Annotated in this window: 23 protein-coding genes; 13 read left to right on the top strand and 10 right to left on the bottom strand. The window is 70.2% G+C overall.

Annotation, left to right across the window (positions count from 1 at the left end):
* Window positions 1-125: 125 nt before the first annotated feature.
* Together ABLE43_RS07910 and dapE are read right to left on the bottom strand one after the other, a co-directional pair.
* Window positions 126-1,259 carry an extracellular catalytic domain type 1 short-chain-length polyhydroxyalkanoate depolymerase gene (locus ABLE43_RS07910; RefSeq protein WP_348977947.1) on the bottom strand — a complete coding sequence of 378 codons (1,134 nt, stop codon included), beginning with the start codon at window positions 1,257-1,259 and terminating at the stop codon, window positions 126-128.
* Between the two features lie 97 nt (window positions 1,260-1,356).
* On the bottom strand, window positions 1,357-2,538 hold the full coding sequence (gene dapE / locus ABLE43_RS07905) for a succinyl-diaminopimelate desuccinylase (protein WP_425475242.1): 1,182 nt from the start codon (window positions 2,536-2,538) through the stop codon (window positions 1,357-1,359).
* Window positions 2,539-2,590: 52 nt separating this feature from the next.
* Between dapE and ABLE43_RS07900 the strand changes: the two genes are divergently transcribed.
* The gene (locus ABLE43_RS07900) at window positions 2,591-3,562 is read left to right on the top strand and encodes an esterase-like activity of phytase family protein (RefSeq protein WP_348977945.1); all 972 of its coding nucleotides are present in this window, start codon (window positions 2,591-2,593) and stop codon (window positions 3,560-3,562) included.
* Window positions 3,563-3,856: 294 nt separating this feature from the next.
* Here ABLE43_RS07900 and ABLE43_RS07895 read toward each other — a convergent pair whose 3' ends face one another.
* Window positions 3,857-4,423: an HNH endonuclease gene (locus ABLE43_RS07895; RefSeq protein ID WP_348977944.1), complete on the bottom strand. Its 567-nt coding sequence runs from the start codon at window positions 4,421-4,423 to the stop codon at window positions 3,857-3,859.
* A gap of 56 nt (window positions 4,424-4,479) precedes the next feature.
* Here ABLE43_RS07895 and gluQRS point away from each other — a divergent pair, with 56 nt between their 5' ends.
* From gluQRS to ABLE43_RS07850, 9 genes are all read left to right on the top strand, one after another.
* Window positions 4,480-5,376 (top strand): tRNA glutamyl-Q(34) synthetase GluQRS, encoded by an 897-nt coding sequence (gene gluQRS / locus ABLE43_RS07890; protein ID WP_348977943.1) that lies wholly within the window; start codon window positions 4,480-4,482, stop codon window positions 5,374-5,376.
* A 9-nt stretch (window positions 5,377-5,385) separates the two neighbouring features.
* Entirely contained in the window at window positions 5,386-5,613 is a 228-nt protein-coding gene (locus ABLE43_RS07885; RefSeq protein WP_348977942.1) for a twin transmembrane helix small protein, read from the top strand.
* A gap of 1 nt (window position 5,614) precedes the next feature.
* Entirely contained in the window at window positions 5,615-6,181 is a 567-nt protein-coding gene (locus tag ABLE43_RS07880; RefSeq protein ID WP_348977941.1) for a cob(I)yrinic acid a,c-diamide adenosyltransferase, read from the top strand.
* Between the two features lie 15 nt (window positions 6,182-6,196).
* The gene (gene egtB, locus ABLE43_RS07875; protein WP_348977940.1) at window positions 6,197-7,453 is read left to right on the top strand and encodes an ergothioneine biosynthesis protein EgtB; all 1,257 of its coding nucleotides are present in this window, start codon (window positions 6,197-6,199) and stop codon (window positions 7,451-7,453) included.
* On the top strand, window positions 7,453-8,427 hold the full coding sequence (gene egtD, locus ABLE43_RS07870; protein ID WP_348977939.1) for an L-histidine N(alpha)-methyltransferase: 975 nt from the start codon (window positions 7,453-7,455) through the stop codon (window positions 8,425-8,427). The genes egtB and egtD overlap by 1 nt, the downstream gene beginning before the upstream one ends.
* Before the next feature lie 224 nt (window positions 8,428-8,651).
* Window positions 8,652-9,893 carry a histidine phosphatase family protein gene (locus ABLE43_RS07865; protein WP_348977938.1) on the top strand — a complete coding sequence of 414 codons (1,242 nt, stop codon included), beginning with the start codon at window positions 8,652-8,654 and terminating at the stop codon, window positions 9,891-9,893.
* 13 nt (window positions 9,894-9,906) lie between these two features.
* Window positions 9,907-10,428, top strand: a complete 522-nt coding sequence (locus ABLE43_RS07860) for a gamma carbonic anhydrase family protein (protein ID WP_348977937.1) — start codon at window positions 9,907-9,909, stop codon at window positions 10,426-10,428.
* Window positions 10,421-10,753, top strand: coding sequence for a hypothetical protein (locus ABLE43_RS07855; protein WP_348977936.1), 333 nt, complete (start codon window positions 10,421-10,423; stop codon window positions 10,751-10,753). The genes ABLE43_RS07860 and ABLE43_RS07855 overlap by 8 nt, the downstream gene beginning before the upstream one ends.
* The gene (locus ABLE43_RS07850; RefSeq protein WP_348977935.1) at window positions 10,750-11,304 is read left to right on the top strand and encodes a YkgJ family cysteine cluster protein; all 555 of its coding nucleotides are present in this window, start codon (window positions 10,750-10,752) and stop codon (window positions 11,302-11,304) included. The genes ABLE43_RS07855 and ABLE43_RS07850 overlap by 4 nt, the downstream gene beginning before the upstream one ends.
* A 9-nt stretch (window positions 11,305-11,313) precedes the next feature.
* Here ABLE43_RS07850 and ABLE43_RS07845 read toward each other — a convergent pair whose 3' ends face one another.
* Together ABLE43_RS07845 and ABLE43_RS07840 are read right to left on the bottom strand one after the other, a co-directional pair.
* The gene (locus tag ABLE43_RS07845) at window positions 11,314-11,730 is read right to left on the bottom strand and encodes a hypothetical protein (protein ID WP_348977934.1); all 417 of its coding nucleotides are present in this window, start codon (window positions 11,728-11,730) and stop codon (window positions 11,314-11,316) included.
* A gap of 112 nt (window positions 11,731-11,842) precedes the next feature.
* Window positions 11,843-13,339: a UxaA family hydrolase gene (locus ABLE43_RS07840; protein ID WP_348977933.1), complete on the bottom strand. Its 1,497-nt coding sequence runs from the start codon at window positions 13,337-13,339 to the stop codon at window positions 11,843-11,845.
* A 65-nt stretch (window positions 13,340-13,404) separates the two neighbouring features.
* Between ABLE43_RS07840 and uxaC the strand changes: the two genes are divergently transcribed.
* The gene (uxaC, locus tag ABLE43_RS07835) at window positions 13,405-14,814 is read left to right on the top strand and encodes a glucuronate isomerase (RefSeq protein WP_348977932.1); all 1,410 of its coding nucleotides are present in this window, start codon (window positions 13,405-13,407) and stop codon (window positions 14,812-14,814) included.
* A complete protein-coding gene (locus ABLE43_RS07830; protein WP_348977931.1) occupies window positions 14,811-16,226 on the top strand; it encodes a mannitol dehydrogenase family protein in 1,416 nt (471 codons plus the stop codon). The genes uxaC and ABLE43_RS07830 overlap by 4 nt, the downstream gene beginning before the upstream one ends.
* 279 nt (window positions 16,227-16,505) lie before the next feature.
* On the opposite strand, the gene ABLE43_RS07825 is transcribed toward ABLE43_RS07830, so the two are convergent.
* Window positions 16,506-16,901, bottom strand: coding sequence for a hypothetical protein (locus tag ABLE43_RS07825; RefSeq protein ID WP_348977930.1), 396 nt, complete (start codon window positions 16,899-16,901; stop codon window positions 16,506-16,508).
* A gap of 122 nt (window positions 16,902-17,023) precedes the next feature.
* Window positions 17,024-17,572: a methylated-DNA--[protein]-cysteine S-methyltransferase gene (ogt, locus tag ABLE43_RS07820; RefSeq protein ID WP_348977929.1), complete on the bottom strand. Its 549-nt coding sequence runs from the start codon at window positions 17,570-17,572 to the stop codon at window positions 17,024-17,026.
* Between the two features lie 116 nt (window positions 17,573-17,688).
* Here ogt and ABLE43_RS07815 point away from each other — a divergent pair, with 116 nt between their 5' ends.
* Window positions 17,689-18,471 (top strand): bifunctional transcriptional activator/DNA repair enzyme AdaA, encoded by a 783-nt coding sequence (locus ABLE43_RS07815; protein WP_348977928.1) that lies wholly within the window; start codon window positions 17,689-17,691, stop codon window positions 18,469-18,471.
* A gap of 25 nt (window positions 18,472-18,496) precedes the next feature.
* On the opposite strand, the gene ABLE43_RS07810 is transcribed toward ABLE43_RS07815, so the two are convergent.
* Genes ABLE43_RS07810 through ABLE43_RS07800 form a run of 3 tightly spaced genes read right to left on the bottom strand, consistent with a single transcriptional unit; the run spans window position 18,497 to window position 22,907 of the window.
* Window positions 18,497-20,506: a M3 family metallopeptidase gene (locus tag ABLE43_RS07810; protein WP_348977927.1), complete on the bottom strand. Its 2,010-nt coding sequence runs from the start codon at window positions 20,504-20,506 to the stop codon at window positions 18,497-18,499.
* A complete protein-coding gene (locus tag ABLE43_RS07805) occupies window positions 20,500-21,924 on the bottom strand; it encodes an L-serine ammonia-lyase (protein ID WP_425475239.1) in 1,425 nt (474 codons plus the stop codon). Before ABLE43_RS07805 ends, ABLE43_RS07810 begins: the two co-directional genes overlap by 7 nt.
* Window positions 21,849-22,907 carry a PLP-dependent cysteine synthase family protein gene (locus tag ABLE43_RS07800; protein WP_425475241.1) on the bottom strand — a complete coding sequence of 353 codons (1,059 nt, stop codon included), beginning with the start codon at window positions 22,905-22,907 and terminating at the stop codon, window positions 21,849-21,851. Before ABLE43_RS07800 ends, ABLE43_RS07805 begins: the two co-directional genes overlap by 76 nt.
* Between the last annotated feature and the right edge of the window lie 509 nt (window positions 22,908-23,416).

The raw sequence follows: 23,416 nt of genomic DNA, 5'->3' as shown, positions 1-23,416 counted from the left end.
GAATTGTGTTCGCGGCGTAAGCCGCTCTCCTCCAACCGGCGTTGATCGGGAAGGCGGTTTACGCCGCAAGACCAACCCCTTCGTTTCTTCGCGCCTTCGCGTGAACCAAATCTTCTCTTCGGCGGCTACCGCATCAACCCTGCCGCCCGAAGCGCACGCTCGATCGTCGCCTGCACCGAACCGCCGCCGTCGCCGCGCGGTTCGTCCATCCGTTCCAGCCGCCGCCCACGCGGGGCAGGGGCCTGCGCCAGCGCGGGCACCCGTGGCGCAGGTGCCGCCACCGGCTCGACCCGTGGCGCAGCGGCCGCCGCCGCCCCGGTCAGCCCCCACGACCCGGCGATCGCCAGCGTGCTCGACAGGCCGACATCGAGCATGAACGGACCCGCCGCGCCGATGCCGCTCGCCGGATCGATCGGCACGCCGTGCCCCATGCCCGCAATCCGCCACGCCTCGACCAGCGCATCGCCGTCGGTCCCGCGCCACACGCGATGTTCCCAGTTGCGCCCGCGCGTCTCCTCGACGGGGCCGGGGGGCAGGCCGTGGACGCCGCGCCACTGTCCGACCAGCCGGTCGAGGTTGTCGACCACCACCGTCGTGTCCGCGCTGCCGTGCCACAGGCTGACGCGCGGCGCACGGGGGCCGCCGATCGCCGCCGCGCGCACCGCCGCCACCGCCGCCGCATCGGCGGGCGCGCCGTGGCCGCGCATCCGGTCGAGCGCCTGCGGCACGCCCAGCGCCCCGCCGTAGGGCAGCCCGCCGATGATCGCGCCGCCCGCGAACTTCTCCGGCCACGTCGCCAGCATCACCGCGCTCATCGCGCCGCCTGCCGACAGGCCGGTGACGAACACCCGCGCCGGATCGATCCGGTGCGTCGCGACCACCGCATCGATCATCGCCGCGATCGATTCCGCCTCGCCGCCGGTCCGGGCGATGTCCGCCGCCTCGAACCAGTTGAAGCACATGTTGGGGTTGTTCGCGCGCTGCTGCTCGGGGAACAGCACGGCGAAGCCCTCCCGGTCGGCCAGCGTAGACCAGCCGGTGCCATGGTCATAGGCCGCCGCATTCTGGGTACAGCCGTGCAGCGCCACCACCAGCGCCGCGCCCGGCGCCAGCCCCGCCGGAACATGCACCCGCCCGCGCAGATTGCCCGGATTGCGCGACGGCGGCACGATATCGCGCAGCCGGTCGGGCACCGGCGGAACCATGCCCGCCCCCTGCATCCGTTGCAGCCGCTGGATCGTGTCCGAGATCGGTCGCATGATTCGTCATCCCATGATTACGGCAACACGCCGACGCGCTGCCTGTGCCAAGTTGATATGGCGTTCATGTTGCGCCGCACAATAGGCCATGGGCGGATCAGCCGTGCAACCCCGCCCGCGCGATATCGGCATAGATCGCCGTCAGCACCCGCAGATCGTCGATCGCCACCGCCTCGTCCACCTTGTGCATCGTGGCGTTGAGCAGCCCGAATTCGACGGTCGGGCACAGTTTCGACAGGAAGCGCGCGTCGCTCGTGCCGCCGGTGGTGGACAGTTCGGGGGTGATCCCGGTGTGGCGGCGGATCGCATCGGCGACCATTGCGGAGAAATCCCCCGGGGGGGTCAGGAACGCCTCGCTCGATACCCGCCCGGTCACGATCGCACCGGGGGCGTGGGCGTGGACCAGCGCGCGGATGCGCTCGACCAGCGCCTCGCCCGACTGTTCGTCGTTGAACCGGATCGACAGCCGGGCCGATGCCCTCGGCGGGATCACGTTGGTCGCCGGATTGCCGACGGTCAGGTCGGTGATCTCGATGTTCGACGGCTGGAACCATGCATTGCCCGTGTCCAGCACCACCGCGTCGATCGCCGCCAGCGCCGCCACCAGCTTCGGCACCGGATTGTCGGCGAGGTGCGGATAGGCGACATGCCCCTGCCGCCCCGGCACCTCGATCCAGATATTGACCGATCCGCGCCGCCCGATCTTCACCATGTCGCCCAGCCTGCCTTGCGACGTGGGCTCGCCGACGAGGCACAGGTCGGGCGCCAATCCCTGCGCCGCCATGCGATCGATCAGCGCGCGCGTGCCATAGGTCGCCGGGCCTTCCTCGTCGCCGGTCAGGATCAGGCTCACCGTGCCCGCGTCTGCCGGAATGTCGGCGCAGGCGGCGATGAACGCGGCGACCGCACCCTTCATGTCCACCGCCCCCCGGCCATAGAGCAGCCCGTCGCGCTCCACCCCGGCGAACGGCCCCGCGCTCCAGCCCTCGCCCGGCGGCACCACGTCGAGATGCCCGGCGAAGGCGAAGTGCCGCCCGCCGCCCCCCCGCACCGCCAGCAGATTCTCGACCGGCCCGTCGGGTGCCTCGCCCGCGACGAAACGGTCGATGCGGAAGCCCATGGGGCCAAGCGCCGCCGCCGCCACGTCGAACACGTCGCCGATCGCGGGCGTCACGCTGTCGCAGCTGAGCAGTTGCCGGGTAAGGTCGACGACATCGGGCACGGGCAGGGGCTTTCGATCGCGGAAGGGTCGGGCGGCTGATCGCGCAGCCGGGTGCATTGTGCAATGCCGCACGTTGCCGGGAAAGCGGCGACACTCTACGGCGAAACCCATGTCGCGGGTGCTGTTCGTCATTCTTGCCGTGCTGCTGCTCGTGCCGACCTGGTCCGGGCCGGACCGGCTGCCGCTGTTGCGGACCGGCGTGCCCGGGATTTCGGTGAAGCGGGTGGCGATCGACCGGGACGGCAACCGCCGGATCGGCGCGCTGACCTATCTCGGCGGGGTGCAGCTTGCCAGTCCCGACCCGGCGTTCGGCGGCTTTTCGGCGATGCATGTCGCCGGGGATCGCTTCACCCTGTTGTCGGACGGCGGCGGGATCGTGCGCTTCCGGATGGGGGCAGACTGGCGCATCCGCGATGCGGGCACCGCCGAACTGCCCGACGGCCCCGGCACCGGCTGGGAAAAGCGCGACCGCGACAGCGAATCGCTGGCGGTGCTCGGCGACGGCAGCATCCTCGTCGGGTTCGAGCGTGCGAACGCCATCTGGCGCTATGCCCCCGGCTTCCCCCGCGCGCTGGCATCGGCGCGCCCGATCGGCATGCGCAGATGGTCGGACAACAGCGGCGCGGAGGCGATGGCGGCGATGCCCGACGGATCGGTCGTGGTGCTGAGCGAGGCGAACGGGACGGTGAAGACCGGCTACCCCGGCCTGCGCTTCCTCGGCGATCCGACGCGACCGGGCACCCGCTGGTACCGCTTCCGCTATTTCGCCGAACCCGGGTTTCGCGTGACCGATGCGGTGGCGCTGCCCGACGGGCGGCTGCTGGTGCTCAACCGCGCGTTCGATCCGTTCCGCCTGTTCTATGCCCGGTTGCAGATCGTCGCGGCGGGCGCGATCCGCCCCGGCGCGAAGGTGCGCGGGCGGACCATCGCGGTGTTCGAGGGCCGCGTGGCGCACGACAATTTCGAGGCGCTGTCGCTGGTCATGGAGAACGGCAAGCCCGTGCTGTGGATCGCGTCGGACGACAACCAGCAGTTCTGGCAACGCTCGCTGCTGCTGAAGTTCCGGGTGGACGTGGAGTAGCGCAATGCCCCGCGGTCCCGACCCGACCGCCGTTCGTCCCGAGCGAAGTCGAGGGACGTGCCGCCGGGCGCTGCGCGAGGTGTCTCGACTGCGCTCGACACGAACGGTTCGGGTTCGGGGTCGGATCGAACGTTGCCGCCGCAACCCTCGTCATTCCCGCGCAGGCGGGAATCCATAACCTCCAACGTCTGCGAACGAGCCGCGACGTCGGCGGCTATGGGCTGCGTCTGCGCGGGAGAGACGAAAGGGGGGCACACCGGCGTCGCGCCCGGCACGACGAACACCGCGCCCCGCTCAAGCCTCCAGCTCGACATCCCAGTACAGCCAGTCGTGCCAGGTTTCGTGCAGATGGCCCGGCGGGAAGCGGCGGCCCTGTTCCTGCAACTGCCAGCTGGTCGGGCGGATCGGCGCGACCATCAGCGGCATCGCCGCCTGCCGGGGCGTGCGGCCCCCTTTGCGCAGGTTGCACGGCGCGCAGGCGGTGGCGACATTCTCCCATGTCGTCCGCCCGCCCTGCGCGCGCGGGATGACGTGATCGAAGGTCAGGTCGTGCGTCGCCCCGCAATACTGGCAGCTGAACCGGTCGCGCAGGAACAGGTTGAAGCGGGTGAAGGCCGGAAATTCCGACGGCTTCACATATTGCTTGAGCGCGATGACCGAAGGCAGCTTGATCCTCGCCCGGGCGCTGCGCACCTCGCGCTCATATTCCGCCACGATGTCCACCCGGTCGAGGAACACCGCCTTGACCGCCGTCTGCCACGGCCAGACGCTCAAGGGGTAATAGGACAACGGGGTATAGTCCGCGTTGAGCACCAGCGCGGGACAGCCATCGGGATGGCGGAGGCGATCGGGATGGTACATGAAGTCCCCCTCGCGTAAAGGTCGCCGCCGATATGATCGGCATCGATTACGCTGGCATGACAGCACGACGCGACCCCCGAAGTCAAACCGGGCCGCAGGTCACGACCCGCTTCGCGCCCAGCCCCACCGGCGCGCTGCACCTAGGGCACGCCTTTGCCGCGCTGCAATCGCACGATCGCGCGCGCGCCGCGGGCGGGCGGTTCCTGCTGCGGATCGAGGATATCGACACCGGGCGGTCGCGGCCGGAGCATGTGCAGGGCATCCTCGACGACCTGCGCTGGCTGGGGATCGACTGGGACGGGGAGGTGGTGTTCCAGTCGCGGCGGCGCGCGCTGTACGCCGATGCGCTCGAGGCGCTGAAGCGGCAGGGGCTGCTCTACCCGTGTTTCTGCACCCGCGCCGACATCGCGCGCGAGGTCGCGGCCAGCGCGTCGGCGCCGCACGGGCCGGACGGGGTGCGCTATCCCGGCACCTGCCGCCACCTCCCGCCCGATCCGGCGCGGCTGGCGCAGCCGCATGCGTGGCGGATCGACATGGCGCGCGCCGTCGAACGCACCGGGCCGCTGACCTGGGCGGACGAGATCGCGGGCGCGCAGGCGGCGGACCCGCTGGCGGCGGGCGACGTGGTGCTGGCGCGCAAGGATGCGGGCACCAGCTATCACCTCGCCGTCACGGTGGACGACGCCGCGCAGGGCGTCAGCCATGTCGTGCGCGGGGTGGACCTGTTCCACGCCACCCATATCCACCGGTTGTTGCAGGCGCTGCTCGGCCTGCCGGTGCCGGTGTGGCGGCATCACCCGCTGCTGACCGATGCGCAGGGCCGCCGCCTCGCCAAGCGCGACGGCGCGCCCGCGCTGGCGCTGCTGCGTGCGCAGGGGATCGACGGCGGTACGCTCGCGGACGATCTGCGCGCCGGGCGGCTGCCGCTTGGAATTGCGGGTGCGAGCGCCTAGCTTGGATTCATGAACACCTTCCTCGTCCTGCTGCTGATCGCGGCCATGATCGCGGTCGTCGTGGCGCTGGTCCGCGGCATCGTCTCCTTCCTCGCCGAGGGGAGCGCGCAGGTGCGGGGCGAGGGGCCGAGCGAACAGTCGCTGAAATCCAACAAGATGATGCAGGCGCGCGTGCTGTTTCAGGCGATCGCGATCCTGATCGTCGTCGTGATCCTGTTCCTCGCCGGCCGCACCTGACATGGTGAAGCTGAACCGGATCTACACCCGCACCGGCGATGCGGGGACGACCGGCCTTGTCGACGGATCGCGCGTGGCGAAGGATGCCGCCGTGGTGCAGGCGATGGGCGATGTGGACGAGGCCAATTCGGCGCTGGGCGTCGCGCTCTCGGCGCTGGGCGATCATCCCGCGGTGCCGACCCTGCTGACGATCCAGAACGACCTGTTCGACGTCGGCGCGGACCTCGCCACCCCGGCGGGGATCGACGGCGCGCTGCGCATCGTGCCCGAACAGGTCGCCGCGCTGGAGGCGGCGATCGACCGGGTCAACGACGAGCTGTCGCCGCTGACCAGCTTCGTCCTGCCCGGCGGCAGCGCGGGCGCGGCGGCGCTGCATCTGGCGCGCGCGATCGTCCGCCGCGCGGAGCGCTCCGCGGTGGCCGCGCATCACGACGCGCCGCTTAACCCGGATTTATTGTCCTATCTCAACCGCTTGTCCGATTTCCTGTTCGTGTTGGCCAGAAAAGTGAACGAAAACGGGGCGTTGGACGTTCTATGGGTTCCGGGGGGCAAGCGCCCGAAGCCATAGAGGATGCGGGCGACGATGCGAGCTTTACCCACCGCCGCGCCCCATCTGGCCCTTGCCGGGCGGTACGCGAAGGTCCGTGCGCTCACCGATGCGCTCGCCGCGCCGCTGTCGGATGCCGATGCCAGCGTGCAGTCGATGGACGATGCCTCGCCGGTCAAATGGCATCTGGCGCACACGACCTGGTTCTTCGAGACGTTCGTGCTGCGCGATCACCTGCCGGGCTATACGCTCCACGACGAACGTTTCCCGTTCCTCTTCAACAGCTATTACGAGGCGGAGGGGCGGCGGCATGCCCGTGCGCGGCGCGGCATGATTACCCGCCCGTCGCTCGACGAGGTGCGCGGCTATCGCGCCGCCGTCGACGCCGCGCTGCTGGCGGCGCTGCCCCGGCTCGGCGACGAGGCGCAGGCGCTGGTGGCGCTGGGCTGCCATCACGAGGAACAGCATCAGGAACTGCTGCTGACCGACATCCTCCACCATTTCAGCGAGAACCCGCTCGAACCCGCGATGTTCACGCCCGAGCCCAAGCGTCCGGTGGCGATGCCCGGCCCGATCGGCTGGATCGAGCATGCGGGCGGCATCGTCGAGGTGGGCCATGGCGGCGACGGCTTCGCCTTCGACTGCGAAGGCCCGCGCCACCGCGCGCTGATCGAGCGCCATGCCATCGCCGATCGCACCGTCACCAACGGCGAATGGGCCGCGTTCATCGCCGACAGCGGCTATGCCCGGCCGGAGTTCTGGCTGGCCGACGGTTGGGCATGGGTGCAGGCGAACCGCATCGCCGCGCCGCTCTATTGGCAGCGGCAGGGCGACGGCTGGACCCGCTTCGGATTGGACGGGCGGCGCGCGATCGATCCCGCCGCGCCGGTGACGCATGTCAGCTTCTACGAGGCCGACGCCTATGCCGCATGGGCGGGCGCGCGCCTGCCGACCGAGTTCGAGTGGGAGGCGCATGCCGCCGCCCATGATCCGGCGGGCGGCAACCAGCTCGACGCCGCAGGCCCGGTCGAGCCGCGTCCGTCGACCGGCGGCCCCGCCTTCTTCGGCGACGTGTGGCAATGGACCGGCAGCGCCTACCGCCCCTATCCCCGGTTCCAGCCGGTGGCGGGCGCGGTCGGCGAATATAACGGCAAGTTCATGAGCGGGCAGTTCGTGCTGCGCGGATCGTCCTGCGCCACGCCGCGTGGCCATGCGCGCCCCTGCTACCGCAACTTCTTCTATCCCCACCAGCGCTGGCAGTTCACCGGCGTCCGGCTCGCGAAGGATCTGTGATGCTGCTGACCGAAGATGCCCCGCTGGCGGTGCGCGCCGATCCCGCCTTCCGCGCCGATGTGCTGTCCGGCCTGTCGCTGCGGCAAAAGGCGATTCCCGCCCGCTGGTTCTACGACCGGCGCGGGTCGGAACTGTTCGAGGATATCACCGCGCTCCCCGAATATTATCCGACGCGCGCCGAAACCGCGATCCTGCGCAGCATCTGCCCCGAGCTGGTCGGCGCGGTGGGCGACGGCGTCGCGGTGGTCGAATTCGGATCGGGATCGTCGGTCAAGACGCCGATCCTGCTCCACTGCATCGAACCCGCCGCCTATGTCCCGATCGACATTTCGGGCGAGTTCCTGCGCAGTTCGTCGGCGACGCTCGCCGCGCAGTTCCCGGGGCTGCCGGTGCTGCCGGTCGAGGCCGACTTCATGAAGCCCGTCCCGCTGCCCGAACAGGTCGCGGACCTGCCCAAGCTCGGCTTCTTCCCCGGATCGACCATCGGCAACATGGAGCCGCAGGCCGCCACCACGCTGCTCGCCGCGATGCGCGACTGGCTGGGGCAGGGGGCGATGCTGCTGATCGGCATCGACCGGATCAAGGACGTCGGCGTCCTGACCGCCGCCTATGACGATGCGGCGGGCGTTACCGCCGCGTTCAACCTGAACCTGCTGGAGCGGATCAACCGCGAGCTGAACGGCACGGTGCCGCTCGATGCCTTCGCGCACGAGGCGCGCTGGAACGACGATGCCGCCCGGATCGAGATGCACCTGCGCGCGACCCGCGCCGTGCGCTTCACCGTCGACGGCCACGACTTCGCGATGGCCGCGGGCGAGACGATCCACACCGAGAACAGCCACAAATACGGCGACCGCGACGCCCGGCTGCTGCTGCGCGCGGGCGGCTGGACCCCGGTGCAGCAATGGTGCGGCGACGACGGCGCATTCTGCGTGATCCTCGCCGAGGCGCGGGCGCTGCCGATCGCGCCATAGGCCGGATCGACGTTCCGTTTCTCCCGTCCGCGGGCGGATTCCTCTGCGAAACTCCTTTTCCGTACCCCCGCGGAGGCGGGGGTCCAGGAGCCACGGACGCAAGCCGTTGTTCTACCTGGCTCTGGACCCCCACCTGCGCGGGGGGTACGGCAGGATCAAGCGCTGACCTTGGACTTCCGCAGAGGAATCCTGCCAGAGAGGGGAGCAGGCCAACCGAGGGTTATATGACGATCCACCCCGGCGGGCGACTGTCGCCGAACTGTCGTCGATCGGCGGCATGGAGCGACGCCATGACCTTTCGGATCGCCGCGCTGCTCGGGGCAGCCTTCACCCTCCTGCCGCTTCCCGCCGCCGCGCGTGCGCCGGTGGTCGAGCGCATCGTGCTGCTGATGCGCCACGGCGTGCGCGCGCCGATCGTGGGCGAGGCACCCGCCGATACCCGCGTGTCGGGCACCTGGCCGGGCTGGCCGGTCGCGCCCGAGCATCTGACCCCGCACGGCGCGGCGGTGATCGCGCAGGTCGCCCGCCACGACCGCCGCTGGCTGGCCGCGACCGGCTGCCCCGCGCCGGGCAGCATCCGCATCCGCACCAATACGCCCGAGCGCACCATCGCCACCGGACGGGCCTATGCCGCTGCGCTCGCACCCGGTTGCAGGATCGCGGTCGAGCATCTGGATGCGCCCGCCGTCGATCCGCTGTTCGAGCCGCTGCGCGCCCTTGCGACCGATTTCGATGCAGGACAGGCGGTCGCGGCGATCACGGCGTACACCGGCGGCGTCGATGCGCTCACCGCGCGCCATGTCCGCGCGATCCGCACCCTCGACCGCGTGCTCGGCTGCGGCCTGTCCGCCGGGTGCAGCACGCCCGGCCCGGCGACGCTGCGTGCCGGCGCCGACGGCCACGGCATCGAACTGACCGGGCCGATCCGATCGACCTCGGGCACCGCGCAGGTGATCCTGCTGCAATATGCCGAAGGGATGCCGATGCGCGACGTCGGTTTCGGGCGCGCCGATGCCGCGACGATCCGGGCGATCGGCAGCCTCCACGCCGCGCTGTTCGACGTGTTCACCCGCTCGCCCTATATGGCGGCGCATCAGGCGGGGCCGGTCGGCCGCCACATGCTCGCCACGCTGACCGCCGCGCACGGCCCCCGGCTGGAGGCGTTGGTCGGCCATGACACCAACGTCACCGCATTGGCCGCCGCGCTCCGCGTCGATCTCGGCGCGCCGGGCTTCGCGCGGAACGACGTGGCCCCCGGCGGCGCGCTGGTGTTCGCCCGGATGCGCGATGCGCGGGGGCCGTTCGTTGCGGTGTCGTACCGCGTGCAGCCGCTGGATGCGATCCGGCGCGGTACTGCGACCGTGCTCGACGTGCCGATCGCCGTGCCCGGCTGCGCGAAGCGTTGCCCGCTCGATCGCTTCGCCGCGCTGCTCGGCAAACGGCTCGCCCCGCTCGCGCCGCGGTGATAGCGTCGCGGCCATGCCGATCCATGCGCTCGCCGATGCCGTTCCCGTCCTCGCCCCCGACAGCTGGGTCGTGCCGTCCGCCGACCTGATCGGTGCGGTGCAGCTGGGGGCGCAGGCGAGCGTCTGGTTCGGTGCGGTCGTCCGCGCCGACAACGGCACGATCGCGATCGGCGCGCGCAGCAACGTGCAGGACGGCGCGGTGCTGCACAGCGACCCCCATGCCCCGCTGACCGTCGGCGCGGACTGCACGATCGGCCACCGCGCGATCCTCCACGGCTGCACCATCGGCGACCGGGTGCTGATCGGCATGGGCGCGATCGTGCTGAACCATGCGGTCATCGCCGACGACTGCATCATCGGCGCGGGCGCGCTGGTGACGGAGGGCAAGCAGTTCCCGCCCGGCCAGCTGATCGTCGGCAGCCCGGCGCGCGCGGTACGGCCGCTGACGCCCGAGCAACTGGCAGGCCTGCGCATGTCGGCGGCGGTCTATGTCGGCAAGGCGGCGGCCTATGGCGGGGGGCTGCGCCGTGTATGACGCCGTCTTCGCCCGCCTGCGCGACGTGATGCTGGGTGCCGCCACGGGCCAGCGCATCGCGATCGACGAACCGGGCAACCTGCTGCTCCACACCCCGCGCACCGATCCGAAGACCGGCAAGCCCGTCTGGTTCGGCACGGTCACGACCAGGAAGCGCTATGTCGCGGTGCATGTGATCCCGCTCTACGACGCGCCGGAACTGGCGGACGGTCTGTCGCCCGCGCTGGCGAAGCGGCGGCAGGGCAAGACCTGTTTCAACTTCACCGAAGCGGACGAGCCGCTGTTCGCCGAACTGGCCGGGCTGATCGGGCGGGCGGCGGCATGACTGCGCCGGGCGATGTCGAGACGTTGCTGCTCGGCCCGGTGCTGCCCGACCGGTCGTGCGGCGAATGTACCGCCTGCTGCACCCATCTGACCGTCGCCTCGCCCGATTTCGCCAAGCCTGCGGGCGTGCCCTGCACCCATCTGGGCGCGCGGGGTTGTTCGATCCATGCGGTGCGCCCGCATATCTGCCGGACGTGGTTCTGCGTGTGGCGGCGGCTGGCGTCGCTGCGCGAGGACATGCGGCCGGATCGCTCGGGGTTGCTCGTCTCGCTCAATTTCGTCGCGAAGCCGCAGAACCTGTTCGAGGGCGTGGCGATCAACGTCCGCCTGCTGCCGGGCAGCGCCGCGCTCGCGAACGGCATGGCGGCGGCGCTGCTCGACCGGCTGTGCGAGGATCTCGTGCCCGTCTGGTTCAGCGACGGCGCGGAAAAGATGCTGATGCACCCCGACCGAAGGGTCGCCGCGCTGGTCCTGTCGGGCGACCCGCCGCCCGCACCGCTCGCCGCCGAAGTCGCGGCGTGGCGCGAACGCTATGCGATGTTCGCGGGGTAGGGCGCTGCCCTATCGTGGCGTGTCTGCAACTTTGTCGATGAACAACAGCCGGTCGACCACCATCGCGTGGCGCGCGACTCCCAGATGGCCGTGGCTGCCGGGCACGACGGTGCGGCGTCCGATGAAATCGATCCGGTACAACCCGTCCGGAACCTTTGCGCGGAAATCGGCCGGGGTCTTGAACTCGATCCAGACATCCTCCGGTTGCGAACCCAGACTACAGCGGGTCGCCGGAACCTCGCAGAACATCGAATCCTCGAACCCGGTCCGCCAGAGCCCTTGCCAGCGTCGCGGCTGTGTCATCCGGAAGCATTCGTCGGTGTAGAACGGTATGGAAAACAGACCTTCGCGTCGCACCATCGCCCGGCATTCCCCGGTCATCCCCGGCAGGCTGGCCTCGTAATACGCCATGTCGGCGTCGGACACCTTGGGCGGCCGCCGATCGCAACCGGCGGTGCCCGCAACGACGAACAGCAAGATCGCGAGACGGCGGATCATTGTGCGAGCATGCGCCGGTCCGGTCGCTGCGGCAATCGCCCTATAGCGTCACGCCCGATTTCCATATCCCGATCGCGCGCTCGTCGTTCACCTCGTTGCGCGCAGGTTCGCCCGATGCGACCGCGACGATCCGGGCCAGCAGCGCATCGGCGGCAGCGTCCTGCCCGATCTCGAGCACGCTGCCCGCGTCGAAATCGATCCACCCCGCCTTGCGCGTCGCCAGATCGTGGTTGGTCGCGATCTTCATCGTCGGCACCGGGCTGCCCAGCGGCGTGCCGCGTCCGGTCGAGAACAGCGTGATCGTCGCCCCCGCCGCCGCCAGCGCGGTGGTGGAGACGGCGTCGTTGCCCGGCGCATCGACTACCGACAGCCCGCCCGTGCGCACCGCCTCGCCATAGTCGAGCACGTCGGTGACGGTCGCCACGCCGCCCTTCTGCACCGCGCCGAGCGACTTCTCCTCCAGCGTGGTGATGCCGCCCGCGATGTTGCCGGGGCTGGGATTCTCCGACACCGGCTCGCCATGGTCGAGGAAATAGCGCTTGAAGCGGTTCGTCACCTCCACCAGCCGGTCGAACACGCCCTCGTCCGCGCAGCGTGCCATCAGCAGCCGCTCCGCGCCGAAGATCTCGGGGATCTCGGTCATCAGCACCGTGCCGCCCGCCGCCGCCACCCGGTCGGTCATCCGCCCGATCAGCGGATTGGCGGTCAGCCCGCTCATCGAATCCGATCCGCCGCACTTCACGCCGAGCCGGAGCGCCGACAGCGGCACCGGTCGCCGCGTGTCCGCCGCCGCCTCCGCCAGCGCATCGACCGCGGCCAGCCCCTCGCCGAACTCGTCGCCGCTGGCCTGCGCGCGCACGTGCCGCACCCTGGCGCGCACCGCATCGGGCATCCGTGCCAGCATCGCGTCGAGCTGGTTCGATTCGCACCCGAGGCCCAGCAGCAGCACCCCGCCCGCATTCGGATTGGCCGCCAGCGCCGCCAGGATCGCGCCGGTGCGGTTCAGGTCGTCGCCCAGCTGCGAACAGCCGAAGGGGTGGTTGAACGCATGCACCCCGTCGATCCGCCCGGCATGGCGCGGGCCTGCGGCGGCGGCGATCCGCTCGCCCAGCCGCCCGACGCAGCCGACGGTCGGCAGGATCCACACCTCGTTGCGGGTCGCCACGCTGCCGTCGGCGCGGACATAGCCCAGAAACCCCGGCTCGACGCGCGGGGACACCGGTTCGGGCAGCGCGGGGGCATAGGCATAGGCGTCCTCGCCCGACAGCGCAGTCGCGACATTGTGGACATGGACATGTTCGCCCACCGCGATATCGCTTCGGGCGAGGCCGATCGCCGCGCGGTATCGCCGGACCGGCGCCCCGGCGGCGACGGCACGCACCGCGACCTTGTGGCCCGCAGGGATCGCGTCGCGCGCGACGATCACGCCGTCCTCCACCTGCACCGGATCGCCCGCCGCCACCGGCCGGAGCAGGACCGCGACATCGTCACCGGGATCGACGCGCACCGACGGCGCGGGGGAAGCAATTTCGAGCATGGGGTCAAATACCCTGTTGCCACCGCTGGCACAATCCCGCATTGGCCTGACCAAAGGAGAGTGTGATGCCCGCCCTGCTGCTCGATCCCGACCGCCTGTTCCCCGCCGAGGCGACGACCCGCGCCATCGCCCGCGACCTGTACGGCGAAATCCGTGCGCTCCCGATCGTCAGCCCGCACGGCCATACCGACCCGGCGTGGTTCGCGACCGACCGCAAGTGGAGCAACGCCACCGAGCTGCTGCTGTCGCCCGATCACTATATCTTCCGCATGCTCTACAGCCAGGGGATCGACCTCGATTCGCTGGCGGTGCCGCGCCGCGACGGCAGCATCTCCGCCGATCCGCGCGCGGCGTGGCGGGTGTTCGCGTCGCACCAGCACCTGTTCCGCGGCACCCCGTCGCGGCTGTGGCTCGACCATGTGTTCGGCGAGGTGTTCGGTTTCGAGGAGGCGTTGTCGGCGGCCAATGCCGACGACTATTACGACCGGATCGGCGCGTTGCTCGCCGGCGACGCCTATCGCCCGCGCGCGCTGTTCGAGCGGTTCGGCATCGAGCTGATCGCGACGACCGAAGGGGCCGACGACCCGCTCGACCACCACCGCGCGATCCGGGCGAGCGGCTGGGGCGGGCGGGTCGTCACCGCCTATCGCCCCGATGCGGTGATCGATTGCGAGCATGAGGCGTTCCGCCCCGCGCTCGCCAAATTCGCCGACCTGACGCAAGAGGACGTCCACGACTGGACCGGCTATCTGAACGCCCACCGCAAGCGTCGGCAGGACTTCATCGCCGCCGGCGCGACCTCGACCGATCACGGCCACCCGACCGCCCGCACCGCCAACCTGTCGCGGCCGGAAGCGGAGGCGCTGTTCGCGAAGGTGATCGCGGGCACCGCCGACGCCGCCGATGCCGAACGGTTCCGCGCGCAGATGCTGACCGAGATGGCGCGGATGTCGATCGACGACGGCCTCGTCATGCAGATCCACCCCGGCAGCTTCCGCAACCACAATCGCGGCCTGTTCGAGGCGTACGGCCGCGACAAGGGCGCCGATATCCCGACGCGCACCGATTATGTCGCGGCGCTCAAACCCATGCTCGACGTGGTCGGCACCAGCACCGGGCTGACGATCATCCTCTTCACCCTCGACGAATCGACCTATGCCCGCGAACTGGCGCCGCTGGCGGGCCATTATCCGTGCCTGAAGCTCGGGCCCGCATGGTGGTTCCATGATTCGCCGGAGGGGATGCGCCGCTTCCGCGAGAGGACGACCGAGACGGCGGGCTTCTACAACACCGTCGGCTTCAACGACGATACCCGCGCCTTCCTGTCGATCCCGGCGCGGCATGATGTCGCGCGGCGGGTCGATTGCGCGTTCCTCGCCCGGCTGGTCGCCGAACACCGCCTCGGGCTGGACGATGCCCATGCGCTGGCACACGACCTGACCTACAATCTGGTGAAGCAGGCGTACAAGCTGTGAGACTGTCGAACGCCACCCTCGCGCAGGCCGCCGCCGCCGTCGATCGGCCCGGCTATGACCGCGGCGCGCTGACGCCGGGCATCGTCCATATCGGCCCCGGCGCGTTCCACCGCGCGCATCAGGCGGCCTATGTCGACAGCATCCTGCGCGACGATCCGCGCTGGGCGATCAGTGCGGTCGCGCTCAATTCGACCGGCGTCGCCGATGCGCTGGGTCCGCAGGACGGGCTGTACACGCTGGCGCTGCTCGGCGAGGAGACGCGGTACCGCATCATCGGATCGATCGCCGAGCTGCTGACCGCGCACCGGCCCGACGCGCTGCTCTCGCGCATCGCCGCGCCGACCACCCGGCTGGTGACGACGACCGTGACCGAAAAGGGCTATCACCTGACCGGGAACGGCGCGCTCGACCTCGATTCCCCTGCGATCGTGCGTGAGCTGGACGGGGCGGCCCCGTCCACCCTGTCGGGCTGGCTGGTCGCCGGGCTGGCGGCGCGGCGGGCGGCGGGCGGGGGTGCGATCACCTTGCTGTCGTGCGACAATCTGGCGGACAACGGCCACCGCTTCCGCCGCTCGGTCCGCGATCTCGCCGCCGCGCGCGATCCGGCGCTTGCGGGCTGGATCGACGACCATGTCCGCTTCCCGTCCAGCATGGTCGATTCGATCACGCCTGCCACCGACGATGCCTTGCGCGATACCGTCCGCGCCGCGACCGGGCTGGATGACGCATGGCCGATCCAGCGCGAAGCGTTCGCGCAATGGGTGGTCGAGGATGATTTCGCCGGAGAGCGGCCGCCGCTGGAAGCGGCAGGCGTGCAGTTCACCCGCGACGTGCGCGGCTTCGAGAATGCGAAGCTACGCCTCCTCAACGGGCCGCATTCGACACTCGCCTATGTCGGGCTGCTGCTCGGCCATGCGACGGTGCGCGACGCGATGGGCGACGGGCCTCTACGCGATTTCGTCGCCCGGCTGATGCGCGAGGATATCGCCCCGTCGATCCGCCCGCCTGCCGAGATGGACCTCGGCGGCTATATCGATGCGGTGCTCGCCCGCTTCGCCAACCCGGCGATCGCGCATCAACTGGCGCAGATCGCATGGGACGGATCGCAGAAGCTGCCCTATCGCCTGCTCGACACGGTACGCGACGCGCGCGCGGCGGGGCGGAGCATCGATCGGCTGGCGGTGCCGATCGCGGCATGGTTCCGCTTCCTCGAACTGCGCAAGATGAGCGGCGAGGCGCTGGTCGATCCGCAGGCCGACGTGCTGCTGGCGCGCGCGGGCGATCCGGCGGCACTGCTGGCGCTGCGCGACGTGTTCGGCGATCTGGGCGACGATGCGGCGTTCGCGCAGGCGGTGCAGCGCGCCTATGCGGCGATGGCGCCGGGCGGGGACGTGCGCGCGGCGTTGGTATAGGCAGGGCTCCCCGGCTCGTCCTTCCCGCGCAGGCGGGAATCCATAACCGATGACGCTTCTGCCCGGGCTGTGGGCGAATAAGCCGTTGCGGCCACCAAGGCTGGCCTTCCATTTCTGGAACGACTCCGGCCCGGTCGGCGGCGGCGTCGCGCAGGCGCGTGATGGTTCGCCCTCACGCGGTCATAGCGGGTTCACCGTCGGCATCGCCCGACGGTGCGCGACCGTGTCGCGGACCGCATGCCGCCCCAGCTTCGGCGACGCATCCCGGCCCCAACGGCGTCAGCGAATCCCGCTGGTCGAAGGCGACACCGGCGTTTCCCGAACGAGAATGGCGTCTTCCAGCTTGCCTCGCTCGTTTCGCGTGACGCTATGCATCAGCAACAGGCTTCGCTGCCTGCCGTTGGTCAGCTCATATTCGAGGATCGAGGCGCAGTTATAGGCGCCCGCCCAGGCCTCGAGGCAAAGCGACTGCGGCAGGCGGACAAGCCGCTTCGGCGGATCGACCAGGCGGTCTTCGACATAGATCATCCGCGCAAAGTTCGGCCAGGCCGACTGGACCAACGCCCGGAGTTCCGCCGGCGTAGGCGCGGTATCGGCAGGCCGGGCCTGCGCCGACGCCGTCACGGACGATGCGAGAAAGGCTGACGCAAGGATCGCTGCTACCGGTCTGAACATCGTATCTGCTCGCTGCCGACTGTCCATTGGAGCCTCGCATCCTGTCATCCGGCGCGCAGTTCAGCTACCGGAATCGGCAGACGCAACCTATTGTTACAATGCGTTGGCGATATCCGGCTCGGTCACGCCACTGCGTCCGCCCGTGGCTGGATCAACCCCACGCCCTCATGCGCCAGCAGCCACCGCTTGCGCGCCACGCCCCCGGCATATCCCGTCAGCGCCCCCGATCGCCCGATGATCCGGTGGCACGGCACCACGATCGCCACCGGGTTCGCGCCGTTGGCCAGCCCCACCGCACGCACCGCGCTCGGGCGTCCGATCGCGACCGCGAGTTCGCCATAGGATACCGTTCGTCCGCACCTGACCTCGCGCAGCGCCGCCCAGACCGCGCGCTGGAACGCCGTGCCCCCGGTGGCGGTCGCGATCCCGTCGATCGCCGAGAGATCACCCGCGAAATAGGCCGTCACCGCCCGCGCCGCGTCGCTCCTGCCGCTGGCCGCCGTTATCCGCCACCCGCCGACCCCGTAATGCCGGTCGAGCAGCCGTCGCATCCGGGCATCGAAATCGGCGAAGTCCAGCGCGCGCAGCGCACCGGCACCATCGGTCAGCACCACCACCTCCCCGATCGGCGAGGACAGGCGTTCTTCGTACAGGGGCGGGGGCTCGGTCATGCGCCTTCAGGTGCGCGCTTGGCCGGGCGTCTGCCAGCGGAAAACGGACCTGACGGCACCGCGACGTCCGTTTTCCGCTACTGACGCGACGCCCTGAACGATAGGATCGCGGCACGATGCTCGACGCCGACGCCTGCTATGCCGCGCTCATCGCCCGCGATCCCGCCGCCGACGGGCGGTTCTTCGTGGGCGTCACCACCACCGGCATCTACTGCCGCCCGGTCTGCCCGGCGCGGACCCCCGCGCGCGGCCATGTCACCTTTCATCCCAGCGCGGCGGCGGCACAGGCGGCGGGCTATCGCGCCTGCCTGCGCTGTCGCCCCGAAACCGCGCCGAACAGCCCGGCGTGGACCGGCACCCTCGCCACCGTCCAGCGCGCGCTGCGGCTGATCGACGACGGCGCGCTGGCGGAGGGCAGCGTCAGCGCGCTCGCCGACCGGCTGGGGATGACCGATCGTCAGCTCCGGCGGCTGTTCGCGCAGCATCTGGGGGCGGGGCCGCTGGCGGTGGAGGCGACGCGGCGGCTGAACCTCGCCAAGCAACTGGTCCACGATACCCGGCTGCCGCTGACCGATATCGCCTTCGCGGCAGGCTATGGCAGCGTGCGCCGCTTCAACGAGGCGTTCCGCGCCGCCTTCGCCCGTGCCCCGTCGGACCTGCGGCGCGGCGTCGGCAGCGATCCCGCCGCGCCGCTCCGGCTGCGGCTGGCCGGGCCGCACAGCGCCCGTCCGCTGACGTTGGCGCAAGGGGAGGGGCGGATCGTCACCGACCGCATGGGGCGCTACTGGCTCGAACTGCGCGGCGTGCCGCTCCCCGACCTCGGTCGCGCGATCGCTGCCGCCCGCGCGGCAGTTAGATTTCAAAATGAAACCAACCTGCCGCGCGACATCACGTGTTAGTGTAAAGTTTGTAAACTTCGGGCGCTCAGATCAGCCCATGCCGCGCCAGCATCGCCCGCGGATCGGGATCGCGCCCGCGGAACGCCCGGAACAGCTCGATCGCCGGACGCACCGACCCTTGGCTTAGGACGGTCGCCCGCAGCCGGTCGCCGGTCGCCCGGTCCACGCCCCCCGCCTCGGCAAAGGCCGCGAAGCCGTCCGCCGCCAGCAGCTCGGCCCACAGATAGCTGTAGTACCCCGCCGCATAGCCGCCCGCGAAGATATGGGCGAAGCCATGGGGGAAGCGGTGCCATGCGGGCGGGCGCACCACCGCCACCTCGTCGCGCACCGCCTCGATCACCGCCATCGGATCGTCGCCGTGGGTGCCCAGATGCAGCAGCAGGTCGAACATCGCGAACTCGATCTGCCGGACGAGGAACATGCCCGACTGGAACCGCCGCGCCGCCAGCATCCGCTCGAACAGGTCGCGCGGCAACGGCTCGCCCGTCTCGACATGGCCCGACATGGCGGCAAGGACCGAAGGCTCCCACGCGAAGTCCTCCATCAACTGGCTCGGCAACTCGACCGCATCCCACTCGAAGCCGGAGGTGCCCGAAATGTCGGGGCGCGGCACGCGGGTGAACAGGTGGTGGAGGCAATGCCCCGTCTCGTGCAGCAGCGTCGTCACGTCGTCATGGGCGAGCAGCGGGGTGCTGCCCCCGGTCGGCGCGAAATTGCAGACGAGATAGGCGACCGGAATGCTCGGCGCGTCGCCCTCCAGATAGGGGCGCGCCGGGGCCATCCACGCGCCGCCCTTCTTGCCCGCGCGGGCGTGCAGGTCGAGGTACAGCCCGGCGAACACCCCCGATGCGTCGGCCACGTCGTAATAGCGCACGTCGGGATGATAGGTGGCGACGTCCGCGCGTTCGGTCAGGATGATGCCGAACAGCTGATCCAGCAGCGCACGCCACCCGCCCAGCACCCGGTCGACCGGGAAATAGGCCTTGATCGCCGCCTGGTCGATCGCATGGGCATGGCGCTTCAGCCGGTCGCCGACGAAGCCGATGTCCCATGGCCGGAGATCGTCGATCCCGAGATGCTCGGCGGCGAAGGCGCGCAGTTCGGCCACTTCCGCCTCGGCATGCGGCTTGGCGCGGGCGGCAAGGTCGCGCAGGAACGCCAGCACCTCGCCCACGTCCGGGGCCATCTTGGTCGCGAGCGACCGGGCGACGGGATCGGGAAAGCCGAGCAGTTCCGCCGCCTCGCGCCGCAGCGTCAGGATGCGCCGGATGCGCTCGCCGTTGTCGAACCGGCCCGCATCCGGCCCCTGATCCGACGCGCGCGTGCCATAGGCGCGGTAGACCTCGGCGCGCAGGTCGCGATCCTCGGCGAAGGTCAGCACCGCGACGACGCTCGGCGCCTGGAGCGTCACCAGCCATCCCTCCAGCCCGCGCGCCTGCGCGGCGTCGGTCATCATCGTGCGATCGGCCTGCGGCAGACCGGCAAGGCGCGATTCGTCGGTGATGTGCAGCGTCCACGCATCGGTCGCATCGAGCACCGCGCTGGCGAACGCGGTCGACAGCGCCGACAGCTCGGTCGCCACCGCGCGGAACCGCTCGCGCGCTTCTTCGGTCAGCGCGACCCCGGCCAGCGTCCGGTCGCGGATCGATCGCTCCACCGCCACGCGATCGGCATCGGGCAGCGTGGCGAAATCGGGCGTGACTTCGAGCGCGCGCAACGCATCGAACATCGCCCGGTCCTGCTGCGCGGCGACGCCCCGTTCGGTCAGCACCGCCTGCCCCTCGGCATGGGCGGCGCGCAGTTCGGGCGTATCGGCGACGGCGTGCAGGTGCCACACGCTCGACCAGTAATCGTCGATCGCGACATCGGCCGCCTCGATCGGGGTCCAGATGGCGGCGAACGACGGATCGGCGGCCTTGGCCGCTTCGGCGGCGGCATCGCGCTCGGCCAGCAGCGCATCGAGGGTCGGGCGGATCGAATCGGGCGTGATCGCGGCGAAATCGGGCAGGTTCGACAAACGGGGTTCCTTCAGCATTCGACGACGTTGACCGCCAGGCCGCCCTGGCTGGTTTCCTTATACTGGCTCTTCATGTCCTCACCGGTCTGGCGCATCGTCTCGATCACCTGGTCGAGGCTGACGATGTGGCGGCCATCGCCGTGCAGCGCGAGATAGGCGGCGTTGATCGCCTTGATCGCGCCCATCGTGTTGCGTTCGATGCAGGGGATCTGCACGAGCCCGCCGATCGGATCGCAGGTGAGGCCGAGGTTGTGCTCCATGCCGATTTCGGCGGCATTCTCCACCTGTGCAGGCGTGGCGCCCAGCGCGGCGGCCAGCCCTGCGGCGGCCATCGAACAGGCGACGCCGACCTCGCCCTGGCACCCCATCTCGGCGGCGGAGATCGAGGCGTTCTGCTTGTAGAGGAAGCCGATCGCGGCGGCGGTCATCAGCAGCGCACGGGCCCCTTCGCGGGTCGATCCATGGACGAAGGTCTCGTAATATTTGAGCACCGCCGGGATCACCCCCGCCGCCCCGTTGGTCGGCGCGGTGACGACGCGGCCCCCGGCGGCATTCTCCTCGTTCACCGCCAGCGCCCACAGGCTCACCCACTCGAACACGACGCTGGGGTCGGTGCGCGGGCCGCGCTCCAGCAGCTTCTCGCGGATCGCCCGCGCGCGGCGCTGGACATGCAGGCCGCCGGGCAGCTCGCCGCTGCCCGCACAGCCGCGATCGATCGATCCGAGCATCGCGGCGCGCACCGCGTCGAGGAAGGCATGCGTCTCCGCCTCGGGCCGCCATGCGCCCTCGTTGGCGGCGACCACCTCGGCGATCGACTGATGCGTCTCGGTGCACAGCGCCAGCAGGTCGTTGCCGCTGGCGAAGGGGTGGGGGAGGGTCAGGTTGATCCGCGGCGGTGCCTCGCCCTCCGCCCGGATCGCGCCGCCGCCGATCGAGTAGTAGCGCCGCACGATCCGGCTGCCGTCGGCGAGGACGGCGGTGAACGCCATCGCATTGGGGTGGCCGGGCAGGAAGCCGGGGTTGAATACCAAGTCGCGCGCCGGATCGAACGCGATCCGCTGCACGCCGCCCAGGTCGAGCGTGCGTTCGGCATGGATCGCGGCGACGATCCGCCCGACCGCATCGGGATCGACCCCCTCGGGCGTGGCGCCCGACAGGCCGAGCAGGACGGCGACGTCGGTGGCATGGCCGCGCCCGGTGAGTGACAGCGATCCGTAGAGGTCGCACAGCAGCCGCTCCGGAGCCAGGCCGTCCTCGACCAGCATCGTCGCGAAGCTGTACGCCGCACGCATCGGCCCGACGGTGTGCGAGCTCGACGGCCCGATGCCGATGGTGAACAGATCGGTGACGCTGAGCGGACTCACGCCGCCGCACCGAGGAAGGCGGCGTAGCGTGCGGCGGCGGGCCGCCAGTCGATTCCCTTCGCCGCCAGCCATGCATCGTCGTGATAGGTGTCGGCGTAGCGCAGCCCCGAATCGCACAGGATCGTCACCACCGATCCCGCTTCGCCCGCCGCCGCCATCTCGCCGATCAGCGTGGCGCAGGCGGCGATGTTGGTGCCGGTCGATCCGCCGACCGGCCGCCCGAGCCGGGCGCTCACCGCGCGCATCGCACCGATGCTGTCGGCGTCGTCGACCGCGATCATCCGGTCGATGACGGCAGGTACGAACGACGGCTCGACGCGCGGGCGGCCGATCCCCTCGATGCAGGAACATTCGCCCTCGACCGTGCGGATGCGCGGGTCGGCATAATGGCGGTGGAACACCGACGCCTGCGGATCGGCGACGCACAGCCGCGTCGCATGACGGCCATAGCGGATGAACCGCCCCAGCGTCGCCGAAGTGCCGCCGGTGCCCGCGCCGCACACGATCCAGCTCGGCTCGGGATGGTCCTCCTTGGCCATCTGCGCAAAGATCGATTCGGCGATGTTGTTGTTGCCGCGCCAGTCGGTCGCGCGCTCGGCATAGGTGAACTGGTCGAGATAATGGCCGCGATTCGCCTCGGCCAGCCCCTGCGCGGCGGCATAGACCTCGCGCGGGTCGTCGACGAAATGGACGCTGCCGCCATGGAAGCGGATCGCATCGATCTTGGCCCCGGCGATCGCGCGGGGGACGACGGCGATGAACTTCAGCCCGATCAGCCGCGCGAAATAGGCTTCCGACACCGCGGTCGATCCGCTCGTCGCCTCGACCAGCACCGTGTCCGGCCCGATCCACCCGTTGCACAGCCCGTAGAGGATCAGCGAGCGGGCGAGGCGATGCTTGAGACTGCCCGAGGGGTGCACCGACTCGTCCTTGAGGTAGAGCGTGATCTCCGGCGTGCGCGGTAGTTCGATGCGGATCAGATGGGTATCGGCCGAGCGGCAGAAATCCGCCTCCAGCCTGCGGATCGCCTCCAGCGTCCAGCTACGGTCATGCACGGCACTCAAGATGCAATCCTCTTCCTCGCGGTCATGCGTCTTATAGGCGTGTCGCGTCATGGGGGGGAAGGTGGCGGCACAACGGCGTCGCCATCGGCTGGAAACCGGGGCGTGAACAGTAAAAATGCGCGGAACGAAAAAACCTGCAGAAAGTTATTGACGCCTCTGAGCGTGGTCCGTATATGGCGTTTCACCGGACGGGGAGACGCTCTTTGCTTCTTCGTTCGGTTGCCTCGCTGATCTTCGGGTCGTGCTGCGGAAGCGGCTGGCGAGATTGCTCTTTTTATACCGGGCCACGGTTTCGATCGATTGATCGGGGCCGGTGTTCCGGTCCTTCCTATCGCCGGCTTGCTGGCGCTTCGGCCTGGGGGTCGGGGCAGGAAAGTTCTTTGACATTGTAGTTTAGATGAAGGGACATGTGGGCGGCGGCTTGCGGTCTGGGCCATTCAAGGTGGTTTTGGATCGTTTAAAGTTTAAGCTGGCTCATATGTCTCGTTACAACCACCATA

The sequence above is a fragment of the Sphingomonas silueang genome, from assembly GCF_040049155.1.
Lineage (GTDB): Bacteria > Pseudomonadota > Alphaproteobacteria > Sphingomonadales > Sphingomonadaceae > Sphingomonas > Sphingomonas silueang.
Note: the sequence above shows the minus strand (reverse complement) of the source record. Positions and strands in the feature narration are given on the sequence as shown.

Bases quoted from the DNA above. Each gene is read 5' to 3' on its own strand.
- ABLE43_RS07865 (WP_348977938.1), top strand. From the start codon at position 8,652: ATGACGATCCACCCCGGCGGGCGACTGTCGCCGAACTGTCGTCGATCG.
- dapE (WP_425475242.1), bottom strand. From the start codon at position 2,538: ATGCACCCGGCTGCGCGATCAGCCGCCCGACCCTTCCGCGATCGAAAG.
- ABLE43_RS07810 (WP_348977927.1), bottom strand. From the start codon at position 20,506: ATGCTGAAGGAACCCCGTTTGTCGAACCTGCCCGATTTCGCCGCGATC.
- ABLE43_RS07910 (WP_348977947.1), bottom strand. From the start codon at position 1,259: ATGCGACCGATCTCGGACACGATCCAGCGGCTGCAACGGATGCAGGGG.
- ABLE43_RS07850 (WP_348977935.1), top strand. From the start codon at position 10,750: ATGACTGCGCCGGGCGATGTCGAGACGTTGCTGCTCGGCCCGGTGCTG.
- ABLE43_RS07885 (WP_348977942.1), top strand. From the start codon at position 5,386: ATGAACACCTTCCTCGTCCTGCTGCTGATCGCGGCCATGATCGCGGTC.
- ogt (WP_348977929.1), bottom strand. From the start codon at position 17,572: ATGACCGAGCCCCCGCCCCTGTACGAAGAACGCCTGTCCTCGCCGATC.
- ABLE43_RS07900 (WP_348977945.1), top strand. From the start codon at position 2,591: ATGTCGCGGGTGCTGTTCGTCATTCTTGCCGTGCTGCTGCTCGTGCCG.
- ABLE43_RS07880 (WP_348977941.1), top strand. From the start codon at position 5,615: ATGGTGAAGCTGAACCGGATCTACACCCGCACCGGCGATGCGGGGACG.
- egtD (WP_348977939.1), top strand. From the start codon at position 7,453: ATGCTGCTGACCGAAGATGCCCCGCTGGCGGTGCGCGCCGATCCCGCC.
- gluQRS (WP_348977943.1), top strand. From the start codon at position 4,480: ATGACAGCACGACGCGACCCCCGAAGTCAAACCGGGCCGCAGGTCACG.
- ABLE43_RS07860 (WP_348977937.1), top strand. From the start codon at position 9,907: ATGCCGATCCATGCGCTCGCCGATGCCGTTCCCGTCCTCGCCCCCGAC.
- ABLE43_RS07825 (WP_348977930.1), bottom strand. From the start codon at position 16,901: ATGTTCAGACCGGTAGCAGCGATCCTTGCGTCAGCCTTTCTCGCATCG.
- uxaC (WP_348977932.1), top strand. From the start codon at position 13,405: ATGCCCGCCCTGCTGCTCGATCCCGACCGCCTGTTCCCCGCCGAGGCG.
- ABLE43_RS07815 (WP_348977928.1), top strand. From the start codon at position 17,689: ATGCTCGACGCCGACGCCTGCTATGCCGCGCTCATCGCCCGCGATCCC.
- egtB (WP_348977940.1), top strand. From the start codon at position 6,197: ATGCGAGCTTTACCCACCGCCGCGCCCCATCTGGCCCTTGCCGGGCGG.
- ABLE43_RS07805 (WP_425475239.1), bottom strand. From the start codon at position 21,924: ATGGCTGGCGGCGAAGGGAATCGACTGGCGGCCCGCCGCCGCACGCTA.
- ABLE43_RS07840 (WP_348977933.1), bottom strand. From the start codon at position 13,339: ATGCTCGAAATTGCTTCCCCCGCGCCGTCGGTGCGCGTCGATCCCGGT.
- ABLE43_RS07895 (WP_348977944.1), bottom strand. From the start codon at position 4,423: ATGTACCATCCCGATCGCCTCCGCCATCCCGATGGCTGTCCCGCGCTG.